17 protein-coding genes are annotated in these 18,055 nt (G+C 75.7%); 8 read left to right on the forward strand and 9 right to left on the reverse strand.

Annotated features, from left to right (window positions below):
• Nucleotides 1-250: 250 nt before the first annotated feature.
• Nucleotides 251-1,156, forward strand: a complete 906-nt coding sequence (locus A6F73_RS24910) for a class I SAM-dependent methyltransferase (protein ID WP_063349829.1) — start codon at nt 251-253, stop codon at nt 1,154-1,156.
• 25 nt (nt 1,157-1,181) lie between these two features.
• Here A6F73_RS24910 and A6F73_RS24915 read toward each other — a convergent pair whose 3' ends face one another.
• From A6F73_RS24915 to A6F73_RS44135, 5 genes are all read right to left on the reverse strand, one after another.
• Entirely contained in the window at nt 1,182-2,321 is a 1,140-nt protein-coding gene (locus A6F73_RS24915; protein WP_063349830.1) for an NAD(P)-dependent alcohol dehydrogenase, read from the reverse strand.
• A 27-nt stretch (nt 2,322-2,348) separates the two neighbouring features.
• Nucleotides 2,349-3,752: an aldehyde dehydrogenase family protein gene (locus A6F73_RS24920; protein WP_063351500.1), complete on the reverse strand. Its 1,404-nt coding sequence runs from the start codon at nt 3,750-3,752 to the stop codon at nt 2,349-2,351.
• Between the two features lie 8 nt (nt 3,753-3,760).
• A complete protein-coding gene (locus A6F73_RS24925) occupies nt 3,761-4,516 on the reverse strand; it encodes a (5-formylfuran-3-yl)methyl phosphate synthase (RefSeq protein WP_063349831.1) in 756 nt (251 codons plus the stop codon).
• Nucleotides 4,517-4,768: 252 nt separating this feature from the next.
• Nucleotides 4,769-5,233: a protein-tyrosine phosphatase family protein gene (locus A6F73_RS24930; protein WP_063349832.1), complete on the reverse strand. Its 465-nt coding sequence runs from the start codon at nt 5,231-5,233 to the stop codon at nt 4,769-4,771.
• Nucleotides 5,234-5,246: 13 nt separating this feature from the next.
• Nucleotides 5,247-6,656, reverse strand: a complete 1,410-nt coding sequence (locus A6F73_RS44135; protein WP_079135976.1) for a LuxR C-terminal-related transcriptional regulator — start codon at nt 6,654-6,656, stop codon at nt 5,247-5,249.
• Nucleotides 6,657-6,803: 147 nt separating this feature from the next.
• On the opposite strand from A6F73_RS44135, the gene A6F73_RS24940 reads away from it, so the two are divergent.
• The gene (locus A6F73_RS24940; protein WP_063349833.1) at nt 6,804-7,733 is read left to right on the forward strand and encodes an NADP-dependent oxidoreductase; all 930 of its coding nucleotides are present in this window, start codon (nt 6,804-6,806) and stop codon (nt 7,731-7,733) included.
• A 104-nt stretch (nt 7,734-7,837) separates the two neighbouring features.
• Entirely contained in the window at nt 7,838-8,626 is a 789-nt protein-coding gene (locus A6F73_RS24945; RefSeq protein ID WP_063349834.1) for an SDR family oxidoreductase, read from the forward strand.
• 3 nt (nt 8,627-8,629) lie between these two features.
• Here A6F73_RS24945 and A6F73_RS24950 read toward each other — a convergent pair whose 3' ends face one another.
• Complete coding sequence (locus A6F73_RS24950; RefSeq protein WP_079135977.1) at nt 8,630-9,610, reverse strand: NAD(P)-binding domain-containing protein; 981 nt, start codon at nt 9,608-9,610, stop codon at nt 8,630-8,632.
• A 132-nt stretch (nt 9,611-9,742) separates the two neighbouring features.
• Between A6F73_RS24950 and A6F73_RS24955 the strand changes: the two genes are divergently transcribed.
• Nucleotides 9,743-10,162 carry a MerR family transcriptional regulator gene (locus A6F73_RS24955; protein ID WP_063349836.1) on the forward strand — a complete coding sequence of 140 codons (420 nt, stop codon included), beginning with the start codon at nt 9,743-9,745 and terminating at the stop codon, nt 10,160-10,162.
• Between the two features lie 96 nt (nt 10,163-10,258).
• Nucleotides 10,259-11,092: a GNAT family N-acetyltransferase gene (locus tag A6F73_RS24960; protein WP_063349837.1), complete on the forward strand. Its 834-nt coding sequence runs from the start codon at nt 10,259-10,261 to the stop codon at nt 11,090-11,092.
• Here A6F73_RS24960 and A6F73_RS24965 read toward each other — a convergent pair.
• The 3 genes from A6F73_RS24965 to A6F73_RS24975 form a co-directional block, all read right to left on the reverse strand.
• Entirely contained in the window at nt 11,089-12,273 is a 1,185-nt protein-coding gene (locus A6F73_RS24965; protein WP_079136350.1) for a PP2C family protein-serine/threonine phosphatase, read from the reverse strand. The two genes, A6F73_RS24960 and A6F73_RS24965, sit on opposite strands and share 4 nt — an antisense overlap.
• Nucleotides 12,274-12,427: 154 nt before the next feature.
• Entirely contained in the window at nt 12,428-12,850 is a 423-nt protein-coding gene (locus tag A6F73_RS24970) for a MarR family transcriptional regulator (protein ID WP_063349838.1), read from the reverse strand.
• A 31-nt stretch (nt 12,851-12,881) separates the two neighbouring features.
• Nucleotides 12,882-14,114: a M48 family metalloprotease gene (locus A6F73_RS24975; RefSeq protein WP_063349839.1), complete on the reverse strand. Its 1,233-nt coding sequence runs from the start codon at nt 14,112-14,114 to the stop codon at nt 12,882-12,884.
• Between the two features lie 263 nt (nt 14,115-14,377).
• Between A6F73_RS24975 and A6F73_RS24980 the strand changes: the two genes are divergently transcribed.
• The 3 genes from A6F73_RS24980 (at nt 14,378) to dhbC (ending at nt 18,043) form a co-directional block, all read left to right on the forward strand.
• Complete coding sequence (locus A6F73_RS24980; protein ID WP_063349840.1) at nt 14,378-15,556, forward strand: CapA family protein; 1,179 nt, start codon at nt 14,378-14,380, stop codon at nt 15,554-15,556.
• Between the two features lie 286 nt (nt 15,557-15,842).
• Complete coding sequence (locus A6F73_RS24985) at nt 15,843-16,628, forward strand: 2,3-dihydro-2,3-dihydroxybenzoate dehydrogenase (RefSeq protein ID WP_063349841.1); 786 nt, start codon at nt 15,843-15,845, stop codon at nt 16,626-16,628.
• Between the two features lie 263 nt (nt 16,629-16,891).
• The gene (gene dhbC / locus A6F73_RS24990; RefSeq protein WP_063351503.1) at nt 16,892-18,043 is read left to right on the forward strand and encodes an isochorismate synthase DhbC; all 1,152 of its coding nucleotides are present in this window, start codon (nt 16,892-16,894) and stop codon (nt 18,041-18,043) included.
• Nucleotides 18,044-18,055 lie beyond the last annotated feature (12 nt).

Below are 18,055 nucleotides of genomic sequence, written 5' to 3' on the forward strand. Positions count from 1 at the left end.
GCCCCGGCGCCTCGGGGAGGGGGCGGCGGGGCGCGGGTGGTCCGGGAGTCCACGCCGCCGGAGGTCTGGGGCACGCCGCGGTCGGTGAGCAGCACACCCGGGGGGCGTGCGGGCGCCGCGACGGCGGGATTCACCCGGTCGGGTGGATCCGGTGGGAGCGCTCCCGGGCGGGCGCGGGCCGGCTGGATAGTGAGGAGGCAGTCGCATTCCTCGCTGTTCGCGTTCTCAACTCGCTTCAAGAGGAGGACACATGGTCGGTACGGCGCACCGGAGCACCGGTGTGGAGGGGGTGGAGGGCGGTGTCGGTCTGACGGCCCTCCTGGTCGCCGCGGCACGCGCGATCGAGACCCACCGGGACGACACCCTGGCGCAGGACGTCTACGCGGAACACTTCGTGCTCGCCGCGCCGGCGTCCGCGGGCTGGCCGGTCCGGATGCACCAGGTGCCGGACGGGGACGCGAACCCGCTGTGGGGGCGGTTCGCGCGCTACTTCGGTCTGCGGACGAGGGTCCTCGACGACTTCCTGCTCCGGTCGGTGCACTCGGGCGCCCGTCAAGTGGTCCTGCTCGGCGCCGGGTTGGACACGCGGGCGTTCCGGCTCGACTGGCCTCCCGGCTGCACGGTCTTCGAGGTCGACCGGGAGGGCGTACTGGCCTTCAAGCACGGGGTGCTCGGCGGGCTGTCGGCCTCCCCGAAGGCGGCGCGCGTCCCGGTCGCCGCCGACCTGTGCACCGACTGGGTCGCAGCTCTGGCCGAGGCCGGCTTCGACGCGGCGGTGCCGAGCGTCTGGCTGGCGGAGGGGCTGCTCTTCTACCTGCCCAACGGCGTGGAGACGCAACTCATCGACACGGTCGGCCGGTTGAGCGCGGGCGGCAGCGCCATGGCGTACGAGGTCAAGCTGGAGAAGAGCCTGTTGGACTACCGCGAGAGCCCGCTCTACACCTCGACGAAGCACCAGATCGGCATCGACCTGCTCGATCTGTTCGACGCAGAGCCGCGGCCCGACTCCGCGGGCGCCCTGGCCGACAAGGGCTGGATCACCTCGGTCCACACCCCCTTCGACTTCACCCACCAGCACGGACGCGGCCCCCTGCCCGAGCCGAACGACGCGCTGGAGGGCAACCGCTGGGTGTTCGCGCACAAGCCCCGGGTGTAGCGAGCCGCTGGGCGGAGCGCCTCGCTCAGCGGGCGCTCCGCTCCGGGACCAGGACGGGTTTGACCACCCGGCCCGCGTCGCAGTCGCGTTCGGCCTCGTTGACGGCGGCGAGCGGGTACCGGCGGATCAGCTGGTCGAAGGGGAACTTCCCGGCCTGCCACAGCCCGGTCAGCCGGGGGATCAGCAGCGCCGGCACCGCATCCCCCTCGCAGATGTGGGAGATCCGCCGGCCCCGGTCCAGTGTCCCCGGATCGAGCGGCAGCGCGGTGCGGAGCCGGGCCACCAGCCCGAGGTGGCCGGTCGGGCGCAGGGCCCGGAGCGCCTCGTTGATCAGCGGGGCGGAGGCCGTGGTGTCCAGCGCGTACTGCGCGCCGCCGTCGGTCAGCCGCTGGATCCGCTCGGCCAGTCCGGGCCGGGGGACAGGGTCGGGCCCGGAGGCGTGGTCGGCTGGTCCGGCGCGCAGCGGGATCGCGCCGAACCGCTCGGCGAGGTCAAGCCGTTCGGGGTACCGGTCGACGGCCACGGTCACCGCCCCGGCGGCCGTGGCCGCCATCACCGCGGCCAGGCCCACCGCCCCCGCGCCGAGGACCACGACGGTGTCGCCGGGGCCGGCGCCGAAGGAGTTGAACACCGCCCCGGCACCGGTCAGGAAGCCGCAGCCGAGCGGCCCGAGCAGGTCGACGGGCAGCGAGCGGTCGACCCGGACGGCGTTGCGCGCCGGAACCATCGCGTACTCGGCGAACGAGGACTGGCCGAACCACCGGGGGGCCAGTTCGCCCCCGGCCGCGTCGGTGAACCGCGCCGCGTCCTCCTTGCGCCCGCCGAAGAGGTTGAGCGCGGCGAAGGAGTCGCAGTAGGCGGGGGCCGCGCCCAGGCAGTTGCGGCAGTGTCCGCAGGAGTCGAAGCTCAGCACGACGTGGTCGCCGACGCTCAGCCCGGTGTGCGGGCCGCCGGTCTCCACCACGACCCCGGCCCCCTCGTGCCCGAGCACCGCCGGCAGCGGCGAGCGGCCCGCCGAACGCCGGACCGCGAGGTCGGTGCGGCACATCCCGCAGCCCGCGATCCGCACCAGGACCTCGCCGTCGGCCGGCCCCCCGTTCAGGACCACCTCCTCGACGGCGAACTCGCCCTCGTACGAGCGCAGTACCGCCGCATCGAACCTCATCGTCACCGTCACGCCTCCTCCGGATCGTCAAGCCTCTTCCGGCCGGTGCACGACGAACGGCCTGAGGTTCCCGTAGAGCCCCCACGGCCCGCCCGCGACGCCGACACCGCTCTCCTTGATGCCCGCGAAGGGCTGGGCGAGGGACAGTTCGGCGTGGTGGTTGATCCACGCCGTCCCGCACTCCAGCCGGTCGGCCACCGCCTCGGCCCGGTCGAGGTCCGTCCCCCACACCGAGCCGCCCAGCCCGAATCCGGTGTCGTTGGCCGCCTCGACGGCCTCGTCGACGCTCCGGTACGCCAGCACCGGCAGGACCGGGCCGAACTGCTCCTCCGTCACCACCGGACTGTCGGAGGGGACGTCGGCCAGGATCGTCGGGGCGAAGAAGTAACCCGGCCGGTCCAGCCGGTGGCCACCGGCCACGGCCCGGGCGCCGCCTGCCAGGGCCCGGGCCGTGTAGCGCTCGACCCTGGCCAGCTGGGGGGCGTTGTTGACCGGCCCCAGCCGGGTGCCCGGGTCGAGTCCGGCGCCGACGACGACGCTCTTCGCCCGCTCCGCGAGGGCCTCGACCACCTGGGAGTGGAGCCGGGCCGGGGCGTAGACGCGCTTGACCGCCATGCAGACCTGCCCGCAGTTGCGGAACGCCGCCCAGAACAGCCGGTCCGCGATCCGGTCCACGTCCACGTCGTCCAGCAGGACGGCGGCGTCGTTGCCGCCCAGCTCCAGGGTGACCCGGGCGAGCGAGGCGGCCGCGCCCGCCGCGACGGCCCGACCGGTGGGGACCGAGCCGGTGAAGGTCACGTGGCGGATCCCCGGGTGGGAGGCGAGCCGGGCGCCGAGGGGTTCGCGGCCGGTGACGATCGTCAGGACGCCCTCGGGGAGGGCGGCGGCGAGGACGGACCCCAGCAGCCGGGTGGCGAGGGGGGTGAACGGGGAGGGCTTGAGCACCATCGTGTTGCCCGCGGCGAGTGCGGGCGCGAACTTCGCCGCCGCGAGCTGGAGCGGGAAGTTCCACGGGACGATCGCGGCGACCGGCCCCAGCGGCCGCCAGCGGATCTCGCTGCGCACCGGGCGGCCGTCCGCGATCGGCTGGGGCGCGGGGGCCAGGTCGGCGAAGTAGCGCAGGCGGGCCGCCGTCCGGGCGACCTCGGCGGCCGACTCGGCCAGGGGTTTGCCCTGTTCCCGGGTGAGCAGCGGGGCGAGGTCGGCTCCGGCCGCCTCCACGGCGTCGGCTGCCGCGCGCAACGCGGCGGTGCGGGCGGCGGGGTCGGCCCGCCAGCCGCGCCAGGCCTCGTGGGCCCGGCCGACGACGGCGTCCAGCGTGTCCGGCTGCTGGTCGGGGGCCTCGGCGAAGGCCTCGCCCGTCGCCGGGTCGACGACGGCGAAGCGCCCGCCGTCGGGCCCGGGCGGGCGGTCGGGCCGGCTCGTCGGCATGCCGGCGGTCAACTCGCGGCGGCGACGACGGCCGCGTGCTCCCGGGCGTGCCGGTCCATCTCGGCCCGGAAGTCGGCCACCAGCTGCGGCCGGATCCTTCCGGCGGTGCGGTCGCCGCCCTCGCAGACGGCCCCGCGCACCCCCACGATGTCGGTGCCGATGCGGGTCAGCGTGCCGAGGTCCGCCGCCTTGACGCTGCCCGCGAGCGCGGCGAGCAGGTCGGCTTCGTGGGCCAGCCGGACGAACTCCGCGCAGACCTCGGGCGGAACGTGGTCGAACAGCCTGGTCCCGTCCTTGATCGCGGTGTCGAGCATGGCCGCGTCGGAGCCGGAGCGGCGGGCGATGTCGGGCAGCGCGAGCGGGTTGACGCAGCCGATCCGGTGGGCGTCGGCGTAGCCCGAGGCGACGACGAACGCGTCCGGCCGGTAGTCCTTCACGGCCCGGACGACCCCTCGCATGACGTCGACGGCCTGTTCGGGCGTCGTGCACCCGTAGAGGCCGACCTTGATGTACGTGGCGCCGGAGACGGCCGCACCGAGCGCGGCCTGGGCCACCGTGCCGGGCTTGTACGGGACGTCCCCCACGGTGGCGGACAACGGCTTGTCCGCCGGGACGGCGTCGCGGATCTCCCTGATGACCCACGGGAAGTTCGCGCCGAGCGAGCCCTCGTCCGGCTTCTTGACGTCGACGATGTCGAGGTGCTCCGCCGCCTTCGCACAGTCGAGGGCCTCCTCGACACTGTCCGGGGAGATGAGCAGCAACAACGTGGGCTCCTTCCACCGCAGGTCCACCGGCCGGGGCCGGTGTGCGGGGTCGTCTGGATCACGTGCGATCCGCTCATCATTCCTTCGGCCTGCGACCCCCGGTAGGGCGCGCGGAGCCCGAACGGGTCACTCCCGTGGCGCGGCCACCCCTCGGCGCGCCGGACACTCCAGTTCGAACCCGTCGCACGCGAGTGCGGCCGGGTCGCCGGGTCGGGATTCCCGCTCCCGGCCGCCGGGACGGCCGTTCAGGCCTCAGGCCCACCGCTCCACGAAGCGGCGCTGCCAGGGCGTCTCCACCGCGTGCGGGTCGTAGTGCTCCCGGACGTACGCGACGGCCTCGGCGGCCGGGACGCCGTCCAGGATCGCGACGCAGGCAAGGGCGGTGCCGGTGCGGCCGTGGCCGCCGACGCAGGCGAGTTCGACGCGTTCGGTCGCCGACCGCCGCCAGACCTCGCGGAAGGCGTCGGCCGCGTCCGCCCGGTCGGCGGGGAGCCGGAAGTCGGGCCAGCGCACCCAACGGCCCTGCCACGGGAGTGGTTTGGGCGGGCGGCCCAGCAGGTAGAGCCCGAAGGAGGGGTGCGGGCCGGGCGGCAGCGGGCGGCTGAGGCCGCGCCCTCGCAGCAGCCGGCCGGAGGGCAGGCGCAGCACGCCGGGGGCGGCCGGGTCCCAGGGCGTGGTCGGCCCGGTCGGCCCGGGGGTCTTGGGGGTCTCGGTCATCTCGTGGTTCTCCTCAGGACGCGACGTGCAGGGCCGGGGTGCCCGGCATCCCGGCCCGGTGGGCCAGGGCCGCCGCCTCGCCGCGCGAGGAGACGCCGAGCTTGGCCAGGATGTTGGCGACGTGGAACTTCACCGTCGACTCGCTGATGTGCAGCGCCACGGCGATGTCCCGGTTGCGCCGGCCCTGGGCCAGCTGGTCGAGCACCTCCAGCTCGCGCGGCTGGAGGCCGTCCACCGGGTCGGTGACGCGCGGGTGTTCGGGCAGGCCGAGCGGCAGGTCGACGCTCACCGTGGTGCCCCAGCCGGGGACGGCCTCGATGGCGCAGCGCCCGCCGAGGGCGGCGATCCGGTCGGCGGTGCGGTGGACGGCCAGCGCGTCGGCGGCCAGCAGGCCGGGGCCGTCGTCCCGCACCACCGCCCGCAGCGTGTCACCGGCGAACCGCCAGCTCACGTGCAGCCTGGTCACGGCGTCCTGCTCCAGCATCACGAGCACGGCCGCCCGGACGGCGTCCCGGGCGGCGTGCGCGGTGTCCGCCGGCACGGACCGGCCGGCCTCCGCCGGCGGTGCCACGTCCAGCCGCACCCGGGTGTGCCGCAGCAGCGGGCGCAGCTGCTGGTCGAGCCGGGCGAACGCGGCGTCGGCGGGCTCCTCGCTGAGCGCCCGGTCCAGGTCGGCGCCCCGGCGCAGGTCGAGCAGCGCCGTCACGGCCAGCTCGGTGGCGGCGCGGCGCGCGGTGGCGTCGTCCAGTGCGGCGGAGCGCAGCGGCGCGAGGAGCGCGGTGAGCGCGGCGCCGTGGGAGCCGGTGAACTCGGCGATCGCCCGGGCCCGGGCGTTGGCGGAGGCCCGGGAGGCCGCCGCGTGGGTGGGGCCGGCGTCGGTGGCGCGGTGGTGCGAGTGGGTGGTGACCAAGTCCCACAGCTGCTGGAGGACGGCGAGCGCCCCGGCCGCCACCGGGTCGGCGGCGCCGTCCCGGACCAGCACCAGCACCGCGGTGGTGGCGTCCGACGCCGACGCCGTGACCACCACGACGGACCTCGCCCGCCCGGCCAGCTGCGCCTCGCCCTGCCAGGCCCGGCCGTCGGCCGTTGCCGAGGTGGTCGTCTCGGCCAGCTTGGCGAGCTCCAGGCCGCTGACGGCGGCGGTCAGCTCGGGCGGGCCGAAGGCGAGCGTGGGGGAGTAGGTGCAGATGCCGCTGAGCTGGGCGATCGCGACGTGCGGGACGAGGGTGGCGACCACCTCGGAGAGCCGGTCCATGAGGTGCGGCCGGGGCGTGCGCAGCACCTCGACGGCGTGCGCCAGCGCCTCTTCGGGGCGGCCCCAGTGCTGCCGCCACCGCTCGTCCACGCCGTCCCCGTCCACGCCGTCCCCGTCCTTGCCCGTCTCGTTGGGCACGCCGATGTCAACGCCGATGCCGTCGCCCATGCCGGCCAGCCTAGCCCGGGGGCCCGGGTGGCGGCCTGGCCGTTCGGACAGGTGGAACCATCCGAAAGGCGGGCCTGGCGACCACCCCGGACGATCCAGGATGGAGCCGACGGAAGAAACAACTCACCGAACCCGCAAGGACATTCCATGACCAAGGCGATCGCCTTCTCCGAGTACGGCGGCGTGGACGTGCTGCGCCCGACCGACATCGAGCTGCCTGCCCCGGGCCCCGGCCAGGTGCGGGTCGCGGTCCGCACGGTGGGCGTCAACCCGCTGGACCACAAGGTGCGCAGCGGCTCGATGGTGGCGGCCTTCCCGGTCTCCTTCCCGCACGTCGGCGGCTACGAGCTGGCCGGTGTGGTGGAGGCCGTCGGCCCGGACGTGACCGCGTGGGCGCCCGGCGACGAGGTGTTCGGCGCCGTCATGGGCGGCGCGTACGCCGAGCAGGCGCTCGTCGACGCCGACCTGCTGGCCCGCAAGCCCGCCTCGCTGAGCTGGGAGGAGGCCGCGGCGATCCCGGTGGCGGCCGAGACCGCCGAGCGGGTGCTCGGCGTCCTGGGCGCGCGGGCCGGCGAAACGCTGCTGGTGCACGGCGCGGCCGGCGGGGTCGGCACCCTGCTGCTGCAACTGGCCCGGGCGCGCGGGATCACCGTGGTCGGCACCGCCGGCGAGGCCAACCACGCCTACCTGCGCGAGCTGGGCGCGATCCCGGTGGCCTACGGCGACGGCCTGGCGGACCGGGTGCGGGCCGCCGCCCCGGGCGGGGTGGACCGGGCGCTGGACGCGGCGGGCAAGGGCGGGGTGCTGCCGCTGTCCATCGAGCTGACCGGCTCCGCGGACCGGGTGGTGACGATCGTCGACTTCGCCGGCTCCGCCGAGTACGGCGTCCGCTTCAGCGGTGGGGCGGAGGGCGTCGAGTCCTACCACCAGCGCGCCTACGCCGCCGTGCTGGCGCTGCACGAGGCGGGCACCCTGCGGCTGCCGCTGCACCAGGTGCTGCCGCTGGCGGAGGCGGCCGAGGCGCACCGGCTCAGCGAGCACGGGCACCTGCGCGGCAAGATCGTGCTCACGGTCTGAGGCCATGGGCGCCGGGGGCGCCCGGGGGGCGTGGGGGTCCGGTGCATTGATCAACTGGTCGATGCACCGGGCTTCCTGACGTGGAATCGGTAGAGTCCGGTGGCATGGTGACTGAGAACACATCAGGGGTGTCGGCGGGCCGCCTGGCCGGGCGGTCCTGCGTGGTGACGGGCGCGGCCAACGGCATCGGCCGGGCCGTCGCCGAACGCTTCGTGCGCGAGGGCGCGTCGGTGGTCGGCACCGACATCGACGTCGAGGGCCTGCGCCGGCTGGCCGACCGGTTCCCGCACGCCGTCAGCACGGTGGTCGGCGACGTGGCCAGCGACGAGGACGCCCGCCGGATGGTCGACGCCGCCGTCGAACGGTACGGACGCCTCGACGTCCTGGTGGCCAACGCCGGCGTGATTCCGCTCATGGAGGTCACCGAGGCCACCGCCGAGGAGTGGGACCAGGTCATGGCCGTCGACGGCCGCGGCATGTTCCTCACCTGCAAGTACGGCATCCAGGCGATGGCCGCCCAGGAACGGCCCGGTGGGGCGATCGTCTGCGTCTCCTCCATCTCCGGCGAGGCCGGCCAGCGCGGCCAGGCGGTCTACGGGCCCGCCAAGTTCGTCGCCTCCGGCCTCACCCGGCACCTCGCCGTCGAATGGGCCGACCGCGGCATCCGGATCAACGCCGTCGCCCCCGGCACCATCGCCACCGACCGCGTCGCCCGCCTGTACGACGAGCCCGGCGGGACGGAGTACCTCGCCGCGATCGAGAAGCGCCACCCCATGGGCCGCCTCGGGGCCCCGGCGGAGGTCGCGGCGGCCGTCCTGTTCCTCGCCTCCGACGACGCCTCCTTCATCACCGGCGCGGTGCTGCCCGTCGACGGCGGCTACCTCGCGCAGTAGCCGTCAGCCCTCGGCGTTCCCGACGCCACCGGCGGTCCCGGCGGCCCCGGCGGCCCCGGCGGTCTCGACGGCCCCGACGGTCTTGATGGTCCCGACGGTCTCGACCAGGGCGGACACCCCGTCCGGGCCGTGACCGGCCGCGACCGCCCGTCGGGTGACGGCCAGTGCCGCGTCCAGCACGGCGGTGTCCAGGCCGCGCGCCCGGGCGGTGTGGGCGACGTGCGCCAGACCGGCCTCCGCCGAGGCCACGCTGCTGCGGTCGCCCGGGTGGCTGCCCTGGTCCGCCCGTTGCGCGAACTCGTCGATCAGGGCCGGCAGCAGCCGGGGCAGGCCCTGTGCGTACGGGGCGAGTTCGGTGCCGCCGATGCCCTCGGCGCGGGCCAGCGCCAGCGCGTGCAGGTAGCCGTGCACGGTGGTCCAGAACAGGTCCAGCAGCGCCGCGTCGAACGCCGCCGCCCGGCCCGGATCCCCGCTGTCGAGCAGCCGGACGCCCCCGCCGAGGGTGCGCAGGGCCGCCTCGTGCGCGGCGAAGGCCCCGGCGTCGCCGCTCAGCAGCACGGCGCCCTCGGGCCGCCCGATGGTCGGGGTGGGGGTGAGGATCGCGGCGTTGAGCAGCCGGAAGCCGCCGGCCCCGGCCCGGGCGGCGTTCGCGCGGGCGTCGTCCGGCGTGACGGAGGTGGCGTTCACCAGCGTGCGGCCGCGCAGCGCGGCCCCGGCGGAGTCCAGGACGGCCCGGGCGGCGGCCTGGTCCCGGACGCAGAGCAGGGCGAGCGGTCCGGCGGCGACGGCCTCGGCCGCCGTCGCGGCGGACCGCGCCCCGAGCGCGCGGAGTTCGGCGTCCCGCCCGGGCGTGCGGTTCCACACCGTCACCGGATGCCCGGCGGCCAGCAGGGCCCGGGCCAGCGCCCGGCCCATCGGGCCCAGGCCGAGGACGGCAACTGCGGTGGGGGAGGAGGGGGTTGCGGAAGATCGTTCGGTCGGCATGGCGGCTACGCTAGACCTTCACGTCGACGTCAGAGTCAACGGCGGAGTCGATGTCGGAGCTGGCGTCGGAGCCGACGTCGGCGTCAATAGCGGAGTCAACGGCGGAGTCGGACGAACGAAGGACGGCACGGCATGCGGATCGGAGAACTCGCCCGGCGCACCGGCGTCAGCCCCCGCGCCCTGCGCTACTACGAGGAACAGGGCCTGCTCGCCCCCGCCCGCCGCCCCAGCGGTTACCGCGAGTACGGCGAACCCGACATCGACACCGTCCACGGCATCCGCACCCTCCTCGCCGCCGGCCTCGGCAGCGCCGCCATCGCCCGGATCCTCCCCGGCCTCCCCCGCCCCGGCGCGCGCCGCCCCGGCCCCACCTGCCCCGAACTCCTCACCGGCCTCGCCCGCGAGCGCGCCCGCATCACCCAACAGATCGACGAACTCGCCGCCGCGCGAGGGCTGTTGGACGCGATCATGGGGGCCGACGCGCCGAGCGACCTCATCCGCGCACCCCGCCCGGACCAGGATTCCGCCCGCCGCCCTCCCCGCCGGGCCTGAGCCCTGTCGTCCCGTGGCGTGCGCCCGCCGGGCCCGGGCCGCGCCGCCGGGAGAAACCCGATCGCGCGGCACGCCGCCCTGTGCTGGAGTGGGCGGATGGATCATGAGGACACACTCGCCCTGTTCGACCGCCGACTGAGGCGCGAAGCGAAGCCCGACGGCCCCGGCGCCCGGATCGAGCGGCACGGCGACGTCATCCGGCAGGTCGGCGCCGCCCACGACTGGAACGGCGTCCTGTGGTCGGACCTCGACGAGGCCACGGCGGACCGGGCGATCGCGGCACAGGTGCGGTACTTCACCGCACTGGGCCGCGAGTTCGAATGGAAGACCTACGCCCACGACCGGCCCGGCGACCTCGGGGAACGGCTGCGGGCGGCCGGCTTCACGGCCGAGCCGCAGGAGGCGGTGATGGTGGCCCGGATCGAGGACCTCGCCACCGACACCGCCCTGCCCGAGGGCGTCCACCTGCGTCCGGTGACCGACCGGGCCGGGGTGGACCTCGTGGCGGACGTCCACGAGCAGGCCTTCGGCACCAGCAGCGCCCGCCTGCGGCAGCGGATGCTCGACCAGCTGGCCCGGAGCCCGGAGACCGTCAGCCTGGTCGTGGCGATGGCCGGCGAGCGCCCGGTGTGCGCGGCGCGGATGGAACTGAACCCGGGTACCGAGTTCGCGGGCCTGTGGGGCGGCGGCACCGTCGCCGACTGGCGGGGGCGGGGCATCTACCGGGCCATGGTCGCCCACCGGGCCCGCATCGCCGCCGATCTCGGGTACCGCTACCTCCAGGTCGACGCGAGCGACCAGAGCCGCCCCATCCTGCAACGGCTCGGATTCGCGATCCTGACCACGTCGACCCCGTACGTCCACCAGCCGCCCGCCTCCTCGGACGCCGGCCAGGGGAGCCAGGGGAGCCAGGAGAGCCGGGGAAGCTAGGGGAGCCGCTCGACGATGACCATCGCCGCGTCGTCGTCCAGCCGGCCGCCGACGTGGGCGAGCAGGTCGCGGCGCAGGTGCTGGAGCAGGGCGGTCGGGCGTTCGTCCTGCCAGGCGGTGACGCGGTCGGTGAGCGGGTAGAAGCGCCGGTCGGCGTCGCGGGCCTCGATCACGCCGTCGGTGTAGATCAGCAGCCGGTCGCCGGGCTGGAACGGGAAGGTCTCCACCTCGTAGCGGACCGGGGCGAGCTCGCCCAGGCCCAGCGGCGGCGCCGGGCGGCGGGCGGCCAGCGTGGTGATGCCGTCGGGGCGCAGCAGCAGCGGGGGCGGGTGGCCGCAGTCGATCAGTCGGATCGCCGTGCCGTCGTCGGGGATGTCGAGCAGGACGGCGGTGATGAAGGACTCGCCGCTGTCCTCCGGCGGGGCCGCCTCGTCCGGGTCCTCGCCGCTCAGGCGGCGCCGGCGGGCCTGTTCGCCGAGCTGGGCGAGGTCCCAGCAGACGCTGCCGTCGAGGTAGGCGGCGAGCCCGGGCAGGTCGGCGTGCAGGTGGGCGGCGGCGCGGAAGGCGCCGAGCAGCAGGGCCGCGTCGCCGAGCGAGGACAGGCCCTTGCCGCGGACGTCGCCGACCAGCAGCCGGGTGCCGGTGGCGGTGCGGGCGGCCGCGTACAGGTCGCCGCCGACCTGCGCCTCGGCCTCGGCGGCCAGGTAGACGGAGGCCAGGTGCAGCGGCCCGATCCGGTCCGGCAGCGGGCGCAGCAGGACCCGCTGGGCGGCCTCGGACACCGAGCGGACCTGGGCCAGCTCGCGCTCGTACCGTTCGCGCAGCGCCCGCAGTCCGATGATCAGGGCGGAGACGACGAGCTGCGCGCCCAACTGGGTCTCGATGTTGGCGCTGGTGAGGCCGTCCCGGAGGATGCCGATGACGGTGAGCGCGGCGAGGGCCAGCAGGGCGACTCCGGCGGTGGCCCGGGCGCCGGCGTAGGAGGCGGTGAGCGCGGGGGCGACGATCAGCAGCGGGCCGAGGTGGATCTGTGCGGGGGAGAGGATGTCGACGACGGTGATCACGACGATCAGCGCGAGCGACAGCGCCGTCAGCGCGCGACGGTCGGGCCGCCGGGGGTGGCGGCGGTCGCGCGGGCGGTCGCGGGGCTGCGGGTCACGGAGACGCTGCCGGAGTGGCACCTTTCCTCTGTACACCGTCGGGGCGGTGCGGCGCACCCCGGGCGCTCCTCGGGTGCACCCCGGAGGCCCTCGGGCGCACTCCGTACAGGGGTCTCAGTACGGGGGGTCTCGGTGCAGGGGGGCTCAGTGCAGGGGGTCTCAGTACAGGGGGGTCTCAGCCCTCTTCGCCGTAGCGGGCCAGGTAGGCGGCGAAGCGGGCGACGTCCTCGTCGGACCAGTCGGTGAAGCGGGCGGTGAAGGCCAGCCGGCGCTGCTCGTTGGCGTCCTGCAGCAGGGCGAGCCCGGCCTCGGTGGCGCGCAGGATCTGGCCGCGCTGGTCGTCCGGGTCGGCCTCGCGCCGCAGCAGGCCGAGCTTCTCCAGGGCGGTGACCTGGCGGCTGACGGTGGACTTGTCGAGCATGAAGTGGGCGGCCACGTCGGCGGCCCGGCAGCCGCCGCGCTCGGTGATCAGGTCGAGGATGCTGTAGGTGACCAGGGAGAGGTCGGGGTGCAGCTGGGAGGCCTTGTGCCGGGCGCGCCGGGCGAAGGCGGTCAGCTCGCGCTGGATGGCGTCGATGGACGACTGGCGGCCGGGCACGGGCGTTCCTACCTCCTCGATATTTGTTGCACTATACAACGGAATCCCCCGGGTCCGCGCGCCGCTCCGGGCCTCCCTGCCCCTGAGTGGCCTGCCAGGCGCGGGCGGCGGCAATCCGGCGGGTCGCACTCGGGTGAGTGGCGAACAGTAGCTCAAGCGCCCTCGGCGGGTCGACATCGGAGACGTTCGCCAACGCCAGTCTGCGTTGCATCGCGACGAACTGCTCGGCGTCCGACGTCAGTTCGAGTGCGTGTCGGTCCGCCCTGGCCTCGATCCGGCGGCTCACCGCGCACTGGGCCGGCCCCGACAGCGCCCCCAGCAGCGCCGCGCACGCCGCCAGCAGCGGCAGCGCCCGCGGATCGGCCGCATCCGCCGCCCCCGCCGCCGACAGCAGCGGCTGCCAGGCGCCCAGCACCCCCAGCACGGCCACGGCCGCGGCCGCGCCCACTGCGCCCAGCAAGGTGCCGAACGGCACGTCCCGGTGCTTCACGTGGCCCAGCTCGTGCGCCACCACCAGTTCCACCTCGCGCGGCGTGGCCGTCGACAGCAGCGTGTCGTACGCGACGATCCGGCGGGTCGCGCCCAGCCCCGACACATACGCGTTGAGCGCGGTGGTCCGCCGCGAGGCGTCCGCCACCAGGACGTCCCGCACCCGTACGCCGTCCCGCTCGGCCAGCGCCAGCAGGGCGCTGCGCAGCGGGCCCGGCGGCATCGGAGTGAAGCGGTTGAACACCGGCTCGATCAGTAGCGGGTGCAGGAAGGACAGCGCCGCCGTCAGCACCGCCGCCGCGCCCGCCGCCGGCAGCCACCAGTGCCGCGGCGACCAGGCGGTCAGCGCGAACAGCCCGAGCGCGAGCGGAAGGACCAGCACGAGGGCCAGCCCCAGGCCGCGCAGCGCGTCCACCGCCCAGCCGGCCCAGCCCTGCGTCACCAGCCCGTACCGGGCCCGGACCGCCCGCAGCCGGGCGCCGAACGGCAGCTGCAACGCCTGGCCGAGCACCATCAGGGCCGCCGCGCCCGCCAGCACCCCGGCCGTCCGGGAGCCGCCGAACCAGCCGCCGACGGCCGAGACCAGGCCGGCGCCGGCCGGGGTCAGGCCGAGCAACAGGGTGAGCGCCAGGCCCGCCAACCGCCCGCCCAGCGCCCAGGGCAGCTGGGCGCGGCGCAGCGCGCGGCCACGGGCGCGCTCGGCGGGGGTGAAGTCGACTGGTGGGCGGCCGGCGGGGGCGGGGCCGGCGGAGGCGGTGGTCTCGGTGTCGTCCATGGGGTGGGTGCGGCTCCGGGCTCTGGCGGACGGGGGCGGGTGGGGCGGTTCAGCATCTCCTACCGCGCCGGGGCGGCGCTCAGTCCTCGGCGCCCGGTGCTCCAGCCGTTGGTGTTCGGCCCGCCGGCGCTGCGCTCGGAATCCGGTGTCGTGCTCGGAATGAAGCCGGTGTTGTGCTCGGAATGTTGCGGAACCGAGGCGGATGGGTGCGGAAGCCGTGCCGTAGGCTGACCGCTTCTGGATCGACCCGGGGGGAACCACTCATGCGCCGTGCCGCGGCCGCCGTCGCGCTGTTCGTCGGCCTGACCGCCATAGCCGCCTGCGGGCCCGACGACCCCGCCCCGGCGCCGGCCGCCGCGCCCGGTTCGACTGCGGCCGCCTCCGGCGGGGCGGCGGGCACGCCCACCAGCCCGGGCGCGACGCCCTCCGGAACCGCCGCCGGGAAGAACGCCGCGCCCCGGCCCGACGGCAGCATCACCGTCGCGTTCGCCGGAGACGTCCACTTCGAGGGCCGCACCGAGGCCCGGCTCGCCGTCCAGCCGCCCGAGCAGGCCCTCGGCCCGCTCTCCCGGACGCTCGCCGACGCCGACCTGTCCGTCCTCAACCTGGAGACGGCGATCACCGGGCGCGGCGCCCCCGAGCCGAAGACCTACACCTTCCGCACCTCGCCCAAGGCGCTCTCGGCGCTCAAGGACTCCGGCGTCGACGTCGTCTCCATGGCCAACAACCACGCCGTCGACTTCGGCGCCGACGGCCTCACCGACACCCTCGCCGCCAAGGACTCCTCGCCGATCCCGGTCGTCGGCGTCGGCCGCAACGCCAAGGAGGCGTACGCCCCGTACGTCACCACCGTGCGCGGCGTGAAGGTCGCCGTCGTCGCCGCCAGCCAGGTCGAGGACCTCACCAACCAGAAGTGGCGGGCCGGCGCCAACAAGCCGGGCATCGCCTCCGCGCTGGACGTCCCCGCGCTGGTCAAGGCGGTCGAGGCGGCCAAGCAGCAGGCACCCGTCGTCCTCGTCTACCTGCACTGGGGCGACGAGGGCAAGGCCTGCCCCACCGGCCCGCAGACCGCCATCGCCAAGAAGCTCGCCACCGCCGGCGCCACCGCCGTGGTCGGCACCCACGCCCACACCATGGTCGGCTCGGGCATGCTCGGCAACACGTACATCGGCTACGGCTTCGGCAACTTCCTCTGGTACGGCACCTCCAACTACGCCTTCTCCAACGAGACCGGCGTCACCACCCTCACCCTCACCCGCGACGGCAAGGTCACCGGCGAGGCCTTCGCCCCGGCGACCATCGACGACAAGGGCGTCCCCGTCCCGGTCGCCGGCGCCACCGCCGAGGCGGCCCGCAAGCGCCGCGACGCCCTCCGGGGCTGCACCGGCCTCGCCCCGGCCCCGTCGGCTCCGTCGGCTCCGGCGACCGGCGCGACGGGCTGAGTCGTTTCCGGGGGCCCGTGGCCCTCTCGTGAGCGACCGGGAGCCGCCATCAGCTCCCGGTCGCCGTCCGGCAGTTCGCCGCCCTCCAGCCGCCGCGGCACCGCGGCCGTGGGAGGTTCGGTCCACGGTCTCGGCGAGACGAAACGTCTCGTACTGGCGCGTCCGAAAGCGGTGGCGATCGGGCCGGAGTCGAGGGGGCGGCGGTGAGTTGACGACTGCACAGGACATCGGCGCAGCCGAACATATGTGTTAGGTTAGGCTTACCTAATATTGCTGGTCGGAGGGGATGTCCGTGCAAAAGTCCGAATTCGCCGGTGCCGTCGCGATGGTCACCGGGGCCGGGCAGGGCATCGGTGCGGCCGTGGCCCGGGCGCTCGTCGCCGAGGGGGCCGTCGTCGCCGCGGTGGACCGCAACCCCGGCCCGCTCGCCGCCCTCGCGGCGGAGTCGCCCGCCGTGCACCCGTACGTCCTGGACGTCGCCGACGGCCGGGCGGTGGACGACACGGTCGACCTGATCGAGCGCCAACTCGGGCCGATCGCCGCACTGGTGAACGTCGCCGGGATCCTGCGCACCGCACCCGTCGTCGAACTCACCGACCAGGACTGGGCGGAGACCTTCGCGGTCAACACCACCGGCGTCTTCCACACCGGCCGCGCGGTCGGCCGCCGGATGGCCGACCGCGGCCGCGGCGCCGTGGTCACCGTCGGCTCCAACGCCGCCGGGGTGCCGCGCGCCGGCATGGCCGCGTACGCGGCGTCCAAGGCGGCGGCCACCATGTTCACCCGCTGCCTCGGGCTGGAACTCGCCCGCTCCGGCGTGCGGTGCAACATCGTCTCGCCCGGCTCGACCGACACCGGGATGCAGCGCGCGCTCTGGGGCGAGGACGCCGAGGCCGCCGAACAGCGGGTCATCGACGGCGACTTGGGCGCCTGGCGGGTCGGCATCCCGCTCGGGCGGATCGCCGCACCCGCCGACATCGCCGAGGCGGTGGTCTTCCTGGCCTCCGACCGGGCCCGGCACATCACCATGCACGACCTCTACGTCGACGGCGGCGCGACCCTGCGCGCCTGACCGCCGCCCCCACGCCTTCCTCGCCGCTCCCCTCCGCGCCCCGGGCAACCCCCGGGCGCCGGCCATGCCCTGACCTCCCTCCCCGACCTTCCTCCCTGACGCGCAGACCGTCCAGACCGTCCCAGACTGGAGACTTCACGGTGACCACGGTGCACCACGCCCCCGCCGGGGGTGTCGCCGAGCACGCCGCTCCCGCCCCCACCGCCGCCCCGGCCCCCGCCGGGCCCGCCGACGCTTCCGCCCCGGGCCCCGACCACGCCGTCATCGGCGCGGCCAGCGGCCTGCTCGGCCAGTACCGGGCCGCGGCCGACGAGGCGTTCTTCGCCTCGCCGACCCGCACCCTGCTCACCGCCGGGGTGCACGCCCGCGTCCCGCAGGACGATCGCCCGCTGCCCGTCCGGGTCGCCGCGACGCTGGCCGAGGCCCGTCGCGCCGGGGTCGAACGGCCGCTGGTGGTCGGCGCGGTGGCGTTCGACCACGACAGCCGGGTCGAACTCGCCGTCCCCGAGAGAGTCCGCAGAGCCGGGGCGCTGCGCGACGACCCGCTGATCGCGCTGCCCGCGCCGCCGGCCGAGCCGGTCGACTGGCAGGTGCGCCCGATCCCCGAGCCGGCCGCGTACGGCGCGGGCGTCGCGGCGGCCGTCGAGCGGCTGCGCGGCGGCGAGTTGAGCAAGGTCGTGCTGGCCCGCACGTTGGAGCTGAGTGCCGACCGCCCGCTGGACCTGCCCGCGATCCTCCAGCGGCTGGGCCGCCGCGACCCGGGCGGCTACACCTTCGCCGTCCCCGCCGGCGGCGGGCGGACGCTGATCGGCGCCAGCCCCGAACTCCTGGTCTCCCGGCGCGGAACGGCCGTCCTGGCCAACCCGCTGGCCGGCTCGGTGCCGCGCAGCGCCGACCTCGGCGAGGACGTCCGGCGCGCCGCCGCGCTGCTGGAATCGCCCAAGGACCTGCACGAGCACGCCGTCGTGGTGGACGCGATCCGCGCCGCGCTGGCGCCGTACTGCCGCACCCTGGACGTGCCGGCGCGGCCGACCCTGGTGCGCACCGCCGCGATGTGGCACCTGGCCACCACCATCACCGGCGAACTGGCCGATCCGGCGGTCTCCGCCCTGGAGTTGGCCACCGCCATGCACCCGACCCCGGCTGTCTGCGGCACGCCGACGGCCGTCGCCCGGCGGGTGATCGGCGAGGTCGAGCCCTTCGACCGAGGCCTGTACACCGGCATGGTCGGCTGGGGTGACGCGGACGGCGACGGCGAGTGGGTCGTCACCATCCGCTGCGCGGAGGCGGACGAGCGGACCCTGCGGGTGTACGCGGGCGCGGGCGTCGTCGACCGGTCCCGGCCCGAGGACGAACTCGCCGAGACCAGTGCCAAGTTCCGTACCTTCCTGGACGCCGCGGGGGTGTCGCAGTGACGGCGCCGGAGA

It is taken from the genome of Streptomyces sp. MJM8645, from assembly GCF_001625365.1.
Taxonomy (GTDB): domain Bacteria; phylum Actinomycetota; class Actinomycetes; order Streptomycetales; family Streptomycetaceae; genus Kitasatospora.